This is a genomic window from Streptomyces sp. NPDC030222 (genome assembly GCF_055573115.1).
The window spans coordinates 88410-102461 of sequence record NZ_JBVICA010000027.1; the positions used below are offsets into that span (position 1 = coordinate 88410).

11 protein-coding genes are annotated in these 14052 nt (G+C 72.7%); 4 read left to right on the forward strand and 7 right to left on the reverse strand.

What is annotated here, in order from left to right:
- Positions 1-62: 62 nt before the first annotated feature.
- The 3 genes from ACZ4Z5_RS29805 to ACZ4Z5_RS29815 all read right to left on the reverse strand — a co-directional run bounded on the left by ACZ4Z5_RS29805 (position 63) and on the right by ACZ4Z5_RS29815 (position 2122).
- Positions 63-1253, reverse strand: a complete 1191-nt coding sequence (locus ACZ4Z5_RS29805) for a lipid-transfer protein (RefSeq protein ID WP_468268511.1) — start codon at positions 1251-1253, stop codon at positions 63-65.
- Entirely contained in the window at positions 1250-1705 is a 456-nt protein-coding gene (locus ACZ4Z5_RS29810; RefSeq protein WP_468268555.1) for a Zn-ribbon domain-containing OB-fold protein, read from the reverse strand. The genes ACZ4Z5_RS29805 and ACZ4Z5_RS29810 overlap by 4 nt, the downstream gene beginning before the upstream one ends.
- Before the next feature lie 69 nt (positions 1706-1774).
- The gene (locus tag ACZ4Z5_RS29815; protein ID WP_468268514.1) at positions 1775-2122 is read right to left on the reverse strand and encodes an Mpo1-like protein; all 348 of its coding nucleotides are present in this window, start codon (positions 2120-2122) and stop codon (positions 1775-1777) included.
- Positions 2123-2355: 233 nt separating this feature from the next.
- Here ACZ4Z5_RS29815 and ACZ4Z5_RS29820 point away from each other — a divergent pair, with 233 nt between their 5' ends.
- A complete protein-coding gene (locus ACZ4Z5_RS29820) occupies positions 2356-2877 on the forward strand; it encodes an NUDIX domain-containing protein (protein ID WP_468268517.1) in 522 nt (173 codons plus the stop codon).
- On the opposite strand, the gene ACZ4Z5_RS29825 is transcribed toward ACZ4Z5_RS29820, so the two are convergent.
- The gene (locus ACZ4Z5_RS29825) at positions 2868-5375 is read right to left on the reverse strand and encodes a glycoside hydrolase family 31 protein (protein ID WP_468268519.1); all 2508 of its coding nucleotides are present in this window, start codon (positions 5373-5375) and stop codon (positions 2868-2870) included. The two genes, ACZ4Z5_RS29820 and ACZ4Z5_RS29825, sit on opposite strands and share 10 nt — an antisense overlap.
- A gap of 221 nt (positions 5376-5596) precedes the next feature.
- Between ACZ4Z5_RS29825 and ACZ4Z5_RS29830 the strand changes: the two genes are divergently transcribed.
- On the forward strand, positions 5597-7585 hold the full coding sequence (locus tag ACZ4Z5_RS29830; protein WP_468268522.1) for an acetoacetate--CoA ligase: 1989 nt from the start codon (positions 5597-5599) through the stop codon (positions 7583-7585).
- A gap of 60 nt (positions 7586-7645) precedes the next feature.
- Here ACZ4Z5_RS29830 and ACZ4Z5_RS29835 read toward each other — a convergent pair whose 3' ends face one another.
- A complete protein-coding gene (locus ACZ4Z5_RS29835; RefSeq protein WP_468268525.1) occupies positions 7646-8965 on the reverse strand; it encodes an aminotransferase class I/II-fold pyridoxal phosphate-dependent enzyme in 1320 nt (439 codons plus the stop codon).
- 46 nt (positions 8966-9011) lie between these two features.
- Between ACZ4Z5_RS29835 and ACZ4Z5_RS29840 the strand changes: the two genes are divergently transcribed.
- A complete protein-coding gene (locus ACZ4Z5_RS29840) occupies positions 9012-10298 on the forward strand; it encodes an MFS transporter (RefSeq protein WP_468268528.1) in 1287 nt (428 codons plus the stop codon).
- Between the two features lie 22 nt (positions 10299-10320).
- A complete protein-coding gene (locus ACZ4Z5_RS29845; protein ID WP_468268531.1) occupies positions 10321-11226 on the forward strand; it encodes a hypothetical protein in 906 nt (301 codons plus the stop codon).
- Positions 11227-11325: 99 nt separating this feature from the next.
- Here ACZ4Z5_RS29845 and ptsP read toward each other — a convergent pair whose 3' ends face one another.
- Both ptsP and ACZ4Z5_RS29855 read right to left on the reverse strand, forming a co-directional pair.
- The gene (gene ptsP, locus ACZ4Z5_RS29850) at positions 11326-12996 is read right to left on the reverse strand and encodes a phosphoenolpyruvate--protein phosphotransferase (RefSeq protein ID WP_468268534.1); all 1671 of its coding nucleotides are present in this window, start codon (positions 12994-12996) and stop codon (positions 11326-11328) included.
- 80 nt (positions 12997-13076) lie between these two features.
- Positions 13077-13526 (reverse strand): PTS sugar transporter subunit IIA, encoded by a 450-nt coding sequence (locus tag ACZ4Z5_RS29855; protein WP_468268537.1) that lies wholly within the window; start codon positions 13524-13526, stop codon positions 13077-13079.
- Between the last annotated feature and the right edge of the window lie 526 nt (positions 13527-14052).

Here is a 14052-nt window from a genome sequence, read left to right on the forward strand (position 1 = left end):
CGTACCCGCCCCGGCCTGCGGGCCGGCCCTTCGGTGCCGCCGCTGACGGACGTCCGGGCCCGTCAGCGGACGGCGATCACGGCGGAGCCATGGCCGAACAGCCCCTGGTTCGCGGTGATTCCGGTCCGCGCGCCGCCGATCTGCCGATTCCCGGCGGTGCCGCGCAGCTGCCGGGTCACCTCGCAGACCTGGGCCAGGGCCTGGGCCGGCACCGCTTCCCCGAAAGAGGCAAGTCCGCCGCTCGGGTTGACGGGGATCCGGCCGCCGAGCGCGGTGGCCCCGTCCCTCAGCAGCTCGGCCCCCTCCCCGGGACCGCACAGACCGATGTCCTCGTACCACTGCAACTCCAGTGCCGTGGAAAGGTCGTAGACCTCGGCGAGCGACAGGTCCTCGGGGCCGATGCCGGCCTCTTCGTACGCGGCACGTGCGATGGAGGACCGGAACGGGACGGTGTCCGCGTGCCCGGCGGGCGCGCTGTCGGTGGCGAAGTCCGGCAGGTCCAGCACGGTGTTCGGATAGGCAGGGGTGACGGTGGAGACGGCCCGGATGCGCACCGGATCGGCGGCGCCGTGACGCCGCGCGAACTCCATGCCGGACAGCACGAGCGCCGCACCCCCGTCGGAGGTGGCGCAGATGTCCAGCAGGCGCAGCGGATCGGCGACCACGGCGGAGGCGGCGACCTCCTCCTCCGTGACGGGCCTGCGGTAGCGGGCGAGCGGATTCAGCGCTCCGGCCGCGGCGTTCTTCACCTTGACGCGTGCGAAGTCCTCGATCGTGTCGCCGTGTTCGGCCATGCGGCGCCGGGCGTAGAGCGCGAAGTACGCCGGGTTGGTCGCCCCGAGCACACGGAAGCGCAGCCAGTCGGGATCGTCCGGGCGGTCGCCTCCCGCCGGCGCGAAGAACCCCTTGGGGGCGGAGTCCGCGCCCACGACCAGAACGACGTCGGCGATCCCGGCGAGGATCTGGGCCCGCGCGGTGGCGATGGCCTGGGCGCCCGAGGCGCACGCCGCGTAGACGCTGGTGACCCGGGCGCCCTGCCAGCCGAGTGCGCGCGCGAACGTCGCCCCGGCCACATAGCCCGGATAGCCGGACCGCACCGTGTCGGCACCGACCACCGACCGGACGTCCCGCCACTCGATGCCGGCGTCGGCCAGCGCCTGGCGGGCGGCGGCCGTGCCGTACTCCACGAAACCGCGTCCCCATTTGCCCCAGGGGTGCATGCCGATGCCGAGGACGGCGACATCGCCGCTCATGACGCCGCTCCCGCCGGTCGCGCGTCCCCGGCCGGACAGGCCGGCCGCCAGTGCCAGGTCGTCCACACCGTGCCCGCTTCCTCGGACAGCACCCCGGGGACGATCTCCATCTCCATGCCTACCGCGAGATCCGCCGCCGTCGTACCCGGCGCGGCCTGGCCGAGCACCACCATGCGTTCGGCCTCCAGCTCGACCGCGACCAGGGTGTACGGCCGCCACTCCGCGTCCGGGTCCGACGGGTACGGCGCCGGCGGCCGGTAGCGCCCGTCGGTGTACGACCAGACGCGGCCGCGTTTCGACAGCGGGACCTCCACGAGCTCGCCGCCGCCGCACGAGGGATTGCGGCAGAAGGAGTCCTCGCGGGGGAAGAACACCGCGCTGCACGCCGCGCAGCGCGTGCCCAGCAGCTGGAAGTCCTCCTCGGCATCCGCGGTGAACCATCCGGCCACCACAGGCGTACGGGTTCCTGGCACGGCACCTCCCCAGCACCGATCTGACGGAACGTCAGAAGTGTGCCACGGTCAGCCGTTCGCGGCGAGCCACTTGGCAGCGGTCTCCGCCAGTTCCCGGTCCCGTCCCGTCAGCATCATCCGGATCATCCGCGCGTCGCCGCGCAGCGACCACGCGGGATGGCCGAAGGTGGCCGGGTTGTTCCTCTCGATCAGGAAGTGCGCGGACCAGGCCGTGCCGTACCCGATCAGGGGAAGCGCCGACGCATAGCGTCTCCTGCCCCGTGCCAGCCCGTACGCGCTCACGGCCAGCCCGGTCAGCGTGCCCGCGAGATGCACCCAGCGGGTGGCGGCCCGGGAATGCATCGCGACGTAGTAGGGCCAGAACTCCTCGTACGAGTCAAAGGTCTGCTGGGGCATAGGAGGCACCGTAACGGCCGCGCGGAGAAGCCGGAACGGACCAGGCAGCACTCCCTGGAATTCCCGGGCGACTCTCGCGCCTACGAGGGCGGCGAACGCGGCCACGGAGGCCACCCCTCCGCGCCGGGCGGAGCGGAAGCGGGTCACGCGGCGGGCGGTACGGCGAGTCACACCACCTCCCTCTACCAGGGGAACGGCAGTGCCGGGAAGGACCATCGACTAGAGTCCGCCGCGTGTCCGCATCCCAGAAACGACCGGTCCGGGACTCCCATTGCGCCTCCTGCGGCGCGCCCTACGCCGACCCGCGAGGATGGCCCCGCACCTGCACCTCCTGCGGCGACACCGCCTATCGCGGACCGCTCCCCGTCGCCGTCGCCCTCCTGCCGGTGACCGACGAGCAGGGCACCGGACTCGTCGTCATCACCCGCACCATCGAACCCCGGCTCGGGGGCGTCGCGCTGCCCGGAGGGTTCATCGACCACGCCGAGGACTGGCGGGAAGCCGTCGTGCGCGAACTCCGCGAGGAAACGGGCATCGAGGCCGACGCCAGGGACGTCCGCCTCGCCGAGGCCCTCGGCTCCCCGGTCCACCTCCTCCTCTTCGGCCTGCTCCCCGCCCGGCGCGCCGAGGAACTGCCGCCCTCCACCGCCACCGCGGAGACCAGCGGCTGGCACGTCCTCCGCGGACCCGCCGAGCTCGCGTTCCCCCTCCACACCGAGGCCGTCCGCTCCTGGTTCGCGGGCCGCTACGGCTGACCGGCCGTCGCCCGCGCCCCGCCCCCACCGCCGCGCACCCTCACCGGGCGGTCCGGCTGGGCGCGCGACCCGTCGTCCAGCAGCCGTTCCACCACCACACGGCCACGCTTCACCCGTGTGGTGAACCGCTCCACCACCGGCTCGTCCCACCCGTCACCGGTGTCCGTGACGAACGCCCCGCCGCCCGTGCGGCCCACGGCGGGCGTCCATACCTCCAGCTCCGCCCCGCCGTCCGGGCCGCGCACCGGTATCACCGAACCGGCCCGCGCCAGCACCGGAATCCTCGACTGCGGGGCCTCCAGCAGCACCTGCCCCGGACCCTCGTGGGCGGCCCCGGTCGCCGTGTCGTACCAGCGGCCCCGCGGCAGCCGCACGGCCCGTCGGTCGGCGCCGCGCTCCAGCACCGGCGCCACCAGCAGCGCGTCGCCCAGCAGGAACGCGTCCTCGCAGTCGCGCAGGGCGCGGTCCGCGGGCGTGTCCCACCACACCGGCCGGACATACGGCGCACCCGTCAGCCGCGCCAGGTGCGACAGCGTCACGAAGTACGGCCGCAGCCGCTCCCGCTCCGCGAGCGCGGCCCGGGCGCCCTCCAGCACCTGCGGACCGAACTCCCACGGCTCGCGCCGCCCCGCCGAGAGCGCCGCGTGCGTACGGAAGAGGGGGAGGTACGCACCGAGCTGGAACCACCGCAGGAACAGCTCCGGCGACGGCGTCCCGTCGAAACCGCCCACATCCGGCCCCGAGTACGGCACACCGCACAGCCCGAGGCCCAGGACCAGCGCCAGCGAGGCCCGCAGCCCGGGCCAGCCGGTCCCCACGTCCCCGGACCACGTCCCCCCGTACCGCTGCATCCCCGCCCAGCCGGAACGGGAGAACTGGAACGGCCGCTCGCCGGGCCGCAGCCGCCGCAGCCCCTCGTAACCCGCCCGCGCCATCAGCAGTCCGTAGACGTTGTGCGCCTCCCGGTGGTCGCCGCCGCGCCCGTCCATCGCGTGCCGCGCCGAGCGGGGCAGCGACGGATCACCGAACGGCGCGAACGACACGGGCTCGTTCATGTCGTGCCACACCCCGGAGAACCCCTGGCGAAGCCGCTCCTCGTACAGCGACCCCCACCAGTGCCGTACCTCCGCATCGGTGAAGTCGGGGAACGCGCACTCCCCGGGCCACACCACGCCCCGTACCTCCTCGCCCCGTGCGTCCCTGACGAACGCCCGGGCCTTCCGGCCGCTGTCGTACACCGCGTTCCCGGGTTCGGCGGGCACCGCGGGGTCGACGATCGACACCAGCCGTACCCCCTCCTCACGCAGATCCGCCGCCAGCCGGGGCAGTTCAGGGAAGCGCTCCCGGTCGACGCTGAACACCCGGTGCCCGTCGTAGTGGTCGATGTCCAGGTGCAGCACCGACAACGGCAGCCCCCGCTCCCGGTACCCGGCCACGACCCGCCGCACCTCGGTCTCGCTGCCGAACCCCCAGCGCGCGTGCTGCGGACCGAGCGCCCAGGCAGGCGGCACCGCCGGCTGCCCGGTGAGTACGGCCCAGCCCTGCAGCACCCGGGCCGGCGTGCCCGTCAGCACCCAGCAGCGCAGCGGGCCGCCCTCCATCCGCAGCTCACTGGTGCCCCGGCGGTCGTGCCCCGAGCCCGCCCCCTCCGCACCCTCGCGCAGCACGAACCGTCCGTCCCACGAGTTGTCGTAGAACGTCATGTGGGTGGCCGCGTCGGAGACCACCAGCTGCACCGGCATGGTGATGTACAGGGGATCGTCACCGGGCGCGAAACTCCCGCCGGGATCCGTGTTCCACAGCCGGTACACCCCGTTCCGCAGCCTGGGCCCGGCGGCGCGCCCGCCGAGTCCGAAGAACCGGGCGTCCGCGGGCACCTCCGACCGCACCGCCCAGCGCACCGCCCGGTCCGGCGCCCCGGGCCCCTCGCAGCCCGGCCCGGGGCCACGGCCTCCGGGCCCGGTGGCGGCGCCCGATCCCGTCCGGACCGCTCCGGCGGGGCCCGATCCGCCCCGGCCGCCCCCGCCGGTGCCCGTGACCGGCTCCCACCAGCGGGGCGGCAGCTCCCGGCGCAGCACCATCCCGCCCGGGGTACGGATCCCGACCGCGCCATGCCGCGACACGGTGACCGTCACCCGCTCCGACACCACCCGCCAGCCGCCGCCGGTGTCCGGCTCCAGCTGGGCACGCGTATCGGGCTCCGGACACACGTCGCCCAGCGCGTACGAGGGCAGGGGGTCCGCCCCGTCCCAGCCCCAGAAGACCGCCCCGCCCGTCGCGACGAACACCCGCAGCCGGGCCCGGGCGAACCGGATCACCCCGCCCCCCGGGCACGGCGCCGCGCCGACCGCCGGACCCGGCACACGCGCCCGCTCCGCGCCGCGGTCCGGCAGATCCCGCGCGTCCGTGCGATACCGCCGCCACGCCGACCGCACCGTCCGCATCCCCTGCAACGAGCCGACCAACCTCACCGAGCGCACCAGATCATGAGCGTCCATGCAGCTCAGCCTGCCATCCATCGGCCCGGCCGGTACGTCCGTTCAACTGCCGTTCATCCGTGGCGGGACCACATGCCGGAGCGCCACGCTATGGAGGGGGCGACCCTGGTGCACAGCCCGATCACATGGCATGGTCCCTGTGAGCCGCGCCCGCGCACACCCTCGCACGTGCGCGGGCCACACGCACACGACGCGTACGCCGTACAGCCGGGAGCCGCCCCATGACCGAAGCAGCGAACACCGCCCCCCTCTGGCAGCCGGACCGGGAGCGTGTCGACCGCGCCCGGATCACCCGCTTCCAGACCTGGGCGGCCGAGCGGTACGGCGCCCCCGCCGCCGGCGGATACCCGGCACTGCACCGCTGGTCCGTCGACGAGCTCGAGACGTTCTGGAAGGCCGTCGCGGACTGGTTCGACATCCGCTTCTCCGCCCCCTACGAGCGGGTCCTCGCGGACTCCGCCATGCCCGGCGCCCGCTGGTTCCCGGGCGCCACCCTGAACTACGCGGAGCATGCCCTCCGCACCGCCGAGGACCCCACCCGGGCCGACGACGCCGCTCTCCTCCACGTCGACGAGACCCACGAGGTCACCCCGATCAGCTGGGCCGAGCTCCGCCGTCAGGTGGGCTCGCTCGCCGCAGAGCTCCGAGCGCTGGGCGTCCGGCCCGGCGACCGGGTCAGCGGCTACCTCCCCAACATCCCCCAGGCCGTCGTCGCCCTCCTCGCCACCGCCGCCGTCGGGGCCGTGTGGACCTCCTGCGCACCCGACTTCGGCGCGCGCAGCGTCCTCGACCGGTTCCAGCAGGTCGAACCGGTCGTCCTCTTCACCGTCGACGGCTACCGCTACGGCGGCAAGCAGCACGACCGCGGCGACGTCGTCGCCGAACTCCGCCGCGAACTGCCCACGCTGCGCGCCGTCGTCCACATCCCGCTGCTCGGCACCGCCGCCCCCGAAGGCGCCCTCGACTGGTCCGCCCTCACCGGAGGCGACGACGAACCCGTCTTCGAGCAGGTGCCCTTCGACCATCCCCTGTGGGTCCTCTACTCCTCCGGGACCACCGGCCTGCCGAAGGCCATCGTCCAGTCGCAGGGCGGGATCCTCCTGGAGCACTTCAAGCAGCTCGGACTGCACTGCGACCTCGGACCCGAGGACCGCTTCTTCTGGTACACGTCCACCGGCTGGATGATGTGGAACTTCCTCGTCTCCGGCCTGCTCACGGGCACCACAGTGGTTCTCTACGACGGCAGCCCCGGCTACCCCGACACCGGCGCCCAGTGGCGGGTCGCCGAACGCACCGGCGCCACGCTGTTCGGCACCTCCGCCGCCTACGTCATGGCCTGCCGCAAGGCCGGTGTGCATCCGGCCCGCGACTTCGACCTCTCCCGCATCGGCTGCGTGGCCACCACCGGCTCACCGCTGCCGCCCGACGGCTTCCGTTGGCTGCACGACGAGTTCGCCGACAGCACGGGCGACCTGTGGATCGCCTCGGTCAGCGGCGGCACGGACGTGTGCAGCTGCTTCGCCGGTGCCGTGCCCACGCTGCCCGTGCACATCGGCGAACTCCAGGCGCCCTGCCTCGGCACCGACCTGCAGGCCTGGGACCCGCACGGCAAGCCGCTCATCGGCGAGGTCGGCGAACTCGTCGTCACGAGCCCGATGCCCTCCATGCCGATCCACTTCTGGAACGACCCGGACGGCAGCCGCTACCGCGACAGCTACTTCGAGATGTTCCCCGGCGTCTGGCGCCACGGAGACTGGATCACCATCACCGACCGTGGTTCGGTGATCATCCACGGCCGCTCCGACTCCACCCTCAACCGGCAGGGCGTCCGCATGGGCTCCGCCGACATCTACGAGGCCGTCGAACGGCTCCCCGAGATCCGTGAATCCCTCGTCATCGGCCTGGAGGAGGCGGACGGCGGCTACTGGATGCCGCTGTTCGTGCACCTCGCCCCCGGCGCGGCCCTCGACGACGCCCTGCGCGACCGCATCAAGCGGACCATCCGCGAGCAGCTCTCGCCGCGGCACGTCCCCGACGACATCATCGAGGTCCCCGGGGTCCCGCACACCCTCACGGGCAAGCGCATCGAGGTGCCGGTCAAACGCCTCCTGCAGGGCAGCCCCCTGGACAAGGCGGTCAACCCCGGCTCCGTCGACAACCTCGAACTGCTGCGTTTCTACGAGGACCTGGCACGGGAGCGCCGCGGCTGAGCCACACCCGTCCGGCGGATCACGGCCCAGCCGGGCCCTGATCCGCCGGACCCGGGGGCCCTAGCCGCCGTACGTGGCCTCGGACTCGCCCAGCACCGCGGCGAAGTCCGAGGCCAGACGTGCGGCGTCGGCCGGCTCCAGGCCCGCCGTGGTGATCCGGACGCCCGGGGGCGACGCGATCCGGAACCGGGCACCTGCCGCGACCCACCAGCCGCGGGACCGCAGCCCGTTCACCACCGCTGACTCGTCGCGCACCGGGACCCAGACGTTCATACCGCTCGCGCCGTGCCCGGTCACACCCCGCTGCGCGAGCTCCGTCAGCAGCGCCCTCCGCCGCTCCCCGTACGCCTCGCCCGCCCGGGTCACGAGCGCCCGGGTCTCCTCTCCGGTCAGCAGTCCGAGCACCGTCTCCTGGAGCAGGTGACTCACCCAGCCCGAGGTCAGCAGCAGCCGCCCGTCATGACGGGCCGCGGTGACGGGATCGCAGGCGGCCACCGCCCAGCGCAGGTCCGTGCCCAGGTACTTCGTCACCGTACGGATATGGGCCCATCGCCCGAGGCCCCCGGCGGCGAGCGAGTACAGCGGCGCCCCCGAGACGTCCGCAACGTGATCGTTCTCGACCGCCAGCACCTCGGGCGCGCCCCGCAGGACGGCCACCAGGTCGTCGCGCCGCCGTTGCGAGAAGCAGCCGCCGTACGGATTCTGCGCCCTCGGGCTGTACACCACGGCCCGCGTTCCGGCGCGCAGGGCCTCCCGCAGGGCGCCGGGCAGCATCCCCTCGTCGTCCACGGCCACGGGAACGGTCCGCAGCCCCATGGACTGCACCAGATCCAGCAGGTGGTGGTAGCCGGGGTCCTCCATGGCCACCACGTCACCGGGCCGCAGCTCCGTCGTCAGCAGCCGCGCCACACAGTCGAGCGCACCATGGGCGAACGTCACCCGGTCCGCCGGTACGCCGTCCGCCGCCAGCCAGTTCCGCGCGGCCTCCTCCAGCGCCGGCAGTCGCGGCGTAGCGCGGTGCGAGCGCGATCCGGGCGAGATGCGCACCAGCGGCAGGAGATCGGGGAGGAACGCCGGGTCGGGATGACCACCGGCCAGATCTCGCAGCCCTTCCGGAACCTTCGGGGGCCGTCGCGAGGCCACCGAAGGCGCGGCCGCGACGACCGTGCCGCCGCGGCCGCGAGTGACCACCACACCCCGTCCGCGCAGCTCCTTGTAGGCCGTGGCCACCGTGCCGGGGCTCACCCCGAGGTCATCCGCGAGCCGGCGGACGGGAGGCAGGGAGTCCCCGGGGCCGAGCGCGCCCTCGGCGACCGCGTGTTCGACGGATTCCGCAATTCCCTTGGCCGTCGTACCAGAGATCGAATATTGTGCTGCCACGAAGAGAATTATGTATCGATACATAAATGGCGTCAAGGGGGAGCCAGTGAGCCTGCCGAGCCGAGCAGCCGCACTGAAAGAACGGGCCGCCCGCATCCCGGGCGGCGTCGACGGCCGCAGAATGCTCTGGGTCGCCCTGGTCGACAAGACCGGCAACGGCCTCTGGGCGGCCACCGCCGCCCTCTACCTCACCTACGTCTCCGGCCTCTCCGTCGTCGAGATCGGCACCCTCATGGGCGTGGCCGGCGCCGTCGGCATCGCAGGATCCCCCGTCGCCGGCCGCATCGCCGACCGGGTCCCCGTCACCCGGCTCCTCATCGCCCTGCAGATCGTCCGAGCACTGGCCGCCCTCGCCCTGCTCACCACCGACGACTACGCACTGCTGCTCCTGTGCACCGCCGCCGGCACCTTCGGCGACCGCGGGGCGAACGTCCTCACCAAGCTCTACGCCGCACGCATCACCGGCTCGGACCGGATCCGCTACCAGGCCCTCCACCGCACCGTCGCCAACGCGGGATGGGCCATCGGCGGACTGGCCGCGGCCGCCGCACTCGCCATCGGCGGCGCCACCGTCTACCGCGTCCTCCTCGTCGGGGACGCCCTCTCCTTCATCGGTGCCGCCCTGATCACCCTGCGCTGCGCCGAACCGCCGTCCACGGGGCGGACCGTCACCGGGTCCGGCACCGCCGCGCCCGGTGCACGCCGCCCCGGGAGCCCCTGGCGGGACCGCACCTATCTGCTGTTCACCCTCACCGAAACCGTCCTCTTCCTCGACGACGCGGTCTTCAGGATCGGCCTCCCGCTCTGGATCGCGCACGCCACCGACGCCCCGCACGGCCTCGTCCCGCTGCTCATGGTCCTCAACAGCGTGATGGTCGTGGTCCTGCAGGTGCCCGTGGCCCGCTTCGGCCCCACCTCGCAGTCATGCCGAGGACTCCTGCTGCCCCTCGCGGCGGTCTTCGTCGCCGGCGGCCTCGCCATGACCGCGTCCGCCCTCGACGGGGCATGGCTCGCGAGCATCGCCGTCACCGTCGCCGCTGCGGTCTTCACCCTCGCCGAGATGCTCCACGCGACGATCTCGTGGGAACTCTCCCTCGCCCTCGCGCCGAGCACCGCCCAGGGCGCCTACCTCGGAGTGCACGGACTCGCCGCGTCCGCCCAGCGAAGCCTCGGCCCCCTCGCCGTGACGGCTGTCATCGCGACAGGACCCGCGGGATGGACCGTGTTCGGCGCCGTCATCGCCGCGACCTGCGTCTTCCAGCACCGACTGGTGCGCAGACGCCTCAGCAACCCCTCACTGTCAGTATCCTCGGTTACGGTGAGTGAGCATTGATCGACCGTGCAGAGGGGGACCCATGCCGCACACCGGCAACAGCAAGACGAACGAGCGGGACAACCTGCGGCGGGAGGTGCCCCACACCCTCGGGCTCCTCGCCGACGAGCAGGACTTCTCGGAGATGCGCAAATACCGCTCGTTCTCCTTCGACGACCACACGGCTTACCTGCGCCACGCCGAGTACCTGCTGGAAACACTCGCCGCTCAGGGCCTGCACACCAGCGTCGCCCTGTTCGACCCCCACGAGTTCGCCGCCTACTGCACCTCGGCCGGACTCGATCCGGACTCCGCCACCAGCCGCACCCGCTTCACCGCGGAGATCGGCGCAAGCGGCGTCCGGCTCACCTACACCGGCCAGCCCATCGACACCCTGATCCCCCTTCTCATCGACGCCGCCGCCCGCAAGGCCACCTGGGACTACGCGACCACGATCCTGTCCGGCCTCGGCACGTGCACCGACTGCGGAGGCGACATCGGGCACGCCGCACAGGACCAGGCCTCCCGGACACTGCTCGCGGTGCTGGCAGCCGCGGGACCCGGTACCCACCAACTGGTCTGCAGCATCCCCGCGGGACAGGAACAGCTCCTGGCCGCCCTCCAGGTGGAATCGGAACCGGACGGCTCCACAGCATCGGCCGACTCCGAGACCGCCGAGTTCGTGACCGTGGTCGCGGTCGGCATCGCTCTCGAGAGCCCGGGTGGGCTCGTCATGAGGACCTCCCGCCCGGGCGCCCCCGACCGCCTCCGAGGCTGGCGCCTGGGGCACGGACGCCTCGTGCCGCTGACCGAGGGAGAGGTGTTCAGCGCCTACTGCACCGACGCCGACACCGGCGAACCCCTTTCTCCGGAACCCGGCGTCGAGTACTGCGCGGGCTTCGCCGTGGACGTGCCCGACGACGGCGGAACCCACCGAAGGAAGCCCTGACAGCCGACGGGCGGCGGTCGGCAGGAACGGCCGAGGGGTCTTCCGCCGGCTTCCGGCGGAAGACCCCCTCGGGCCACGGCACTCACACCCGCAGCGCCGCTACTCGCCGGACAGCACCACCTGCGCCGCGACCCGCGCCTCCTCGGCACTGTCCGCGGCACGCGCCGCAGCCGCCGCACGCCTGCACTGCGCCAGCGTGTACTTCGCCAGCGTCGCCCGGACATAGGGGATGGACGCCGAGCCCATGGAAAGAGAGGTGACGCCCAGGCCCGTCAGCACACACGCCAACAGCGGGTCCGACGCGGCCTCGCCGCACACCCCACAGCTCTTGCCCTCGGCCTGCGCCGCCCCGGCCGCCAGCGCGACCAGGTCGAGCAGCGCCGGCTGCCACGGATCCTGCAGTCGCGAGACGGCCCCGACCTGACGGTCGGCGGCGAAGGTGTACTGGGCCAGGTCATTGGTGCCCAGTGACAGGAACTCGACCTCCTTGAGGATCGACCGCGCCCGCAGAGCGGCGGACGGGATCTCGACCATCGCACCGAACTTCGCGGGGAGCCCCGCATCCCGGCAGGCATCCGCGAACGCCTTGGCGTCCGCCCGGTCCGCGACCATCGGCGCCATGACCTCCAGGTGCACCGGCAGGCCCTCGGCCGCCCGGGCCAGCGCGGTCAGCTGCGTCCGCAGAACCTCCGGATGGTCGAGCAGCGTCCGCAGCCCCCGCACACCCAGCGCAGGATTCGGCTCGTCCGCCGGCGTCAGGAAGTCGAGCGGCTTGTCCGCACCCGCGTCCAGGACCCGCACCACGACGCGCCCCTCGGGGAACGCCTCCAGGACCTTGCGGTACGCATCGATCTGCTTCTCCTCGGACGGCGCGGTCTTGCTGTCGTCGAGGAAGAGGAACTCGGTACGGAAGAGACCCACGCCCTCGGCACCGGCCTCCACCGCGGCGGCGACGTCACCCGGACCACCGACGTTCGCCAGCAGTGGCACCCTGTGCCCGTCCGATGTCGCACCCGGTCCCGTCGAAGCAGCGAGCGCGGCCCTGCGCTCGGCCGCCACCCGCTCCAGCTCCGCACGCTCCTCGGCACTCGGCTCCACGAAGATCTCACCGGTGCTGCCGTCGACGGCGATCACCGTTCCCTCGGCCAGCTCGCACGCCCCCGGCAGAGCGACGACAGCCGGCACACCGAGCGCCCGGGCCAGAATCGCGCTGTGACTGGTCGGCCCGCCCTCCTCGGTCACGAAGCCGAGCACCAGACCCGGGTCGAGCAGCGCCGTGTCCGCGGGAGCCAGATCGCGCGCGATCAGCACGTACGGCTCGTCACTGTCCGGCACGCCCGGCATCGGCACGCCCAGCAGCCGCGCCACGATCCGGTTCCGGACGTCGTCGAGGTCGGCCACCCGCCCGGCCAGGTACTCGCCGGCACCCGCGAGGAGCGCCCGGTAGGCGGCGAACGCGTCGTACACCGCGCGCTCCGCAGTGGAACCGACGGCGATACGCCGCTCCACGTCCGCCATCAGCTCAGGGTCCTGGGCCATCATGGCCTGCGCCTCGAGCACCGCCTGCGCCTCGCCGCCGGCCAGATTGCCCCTGGCGATCAGGTCGGCCGACACGGCGTCCACGGCCTGCCGGGCCCGCCCCTGTTCACGTCCCGCCTCCTCCGGCGGAATCCCCTTGGCGGGCGGCTCCAGGACCGCCGTGCCCATGTGCCGGACCTGGCCGATCGCCACTCCATGACTCACACCCACGCCTCGCAGCGTCGTCTCCATCTCACCCGTCCCCGAATCGGTGCGGCCTGCCGGCCGCCGTCTGTGCATGCCCCTGTCGCCGTCGGCACGGCGAAATGCGACTACTGCCAGCTGAACAGCTCGTCGCCGACCTTCACGTCCCCGTCCTCGCGGAGCCCGCTGAGGGACTCGGCGCCGGCCTCCAGCGCCACGACCGGGCTGATGGGGGACTTGCCCGCCGCCTCGACCGCGGCGGGGTTCCAGCGGATGAGGGCCTGGCCGCGGCTCACGGTGTCCCCCTTGTGCACGAGGAGTTCGAAGCCCTGGCCGCCCAGCTGCACGGTGTCGATGCCGAGGTGCGTGAGCACCCCATGTCCCTCGGGGTCGACGATGACGAAGGCGTGGGGGTGGAGAGAGAGGACGACACCGTCGACCGGAGCGACGGCCTCACACGGCTCTCGCTCGGGATCGATGGCCGTGCCCGGACCGACCATCGCGCCGGAGAAGACGGGGTCGGGCACGGCGGCGAGTCCGATCGCACGTCCGGGGATAGGGGACGTCACGGTGGTCATGGAGCCTCCCAGGGGCGGAGATCAGTGAGCTGCCGTCACTCCCAGTCCTGGACGGCGCACTGATCAGAAGCGTATGTCATATGAAGTCCCGGTTCTTCCGTGATGTCATGGTTTGCGCACCTCGGGACCACCGGAAACGATTTGCCTGGACTACTGACGGCCTGTACTGTCGTACCCCTGCCTACGCGCCGACACGAGTCGTGTCGCGGGAGGCAGTGCCTGCTCTGGCCGAGATACTAACTGGTCTACACCACTGGTCTACACCTCCCGGGCGCATCTGTGTGCCGAGGGTGTGGTCAGAAGGCCGGTGAAGAGCTGATAGAGTCGGCACCCGCCGGAAAGAAAACCGCGAAAGCGGAATTCTTCGCGGCAGCCCGCTCCAGCGGGTGGCGGAAACGGAAATCGGATCTGCTAGGCTGGAAACACGAAATACCGAAGGGAAGCGCCCGGAGGAAAGCCCCAGAGAATGTCGCTGCGGGTGAGTACGAAGGAAGCGTCCGTTCCTTGAGAACTCAACAGCGTGCCA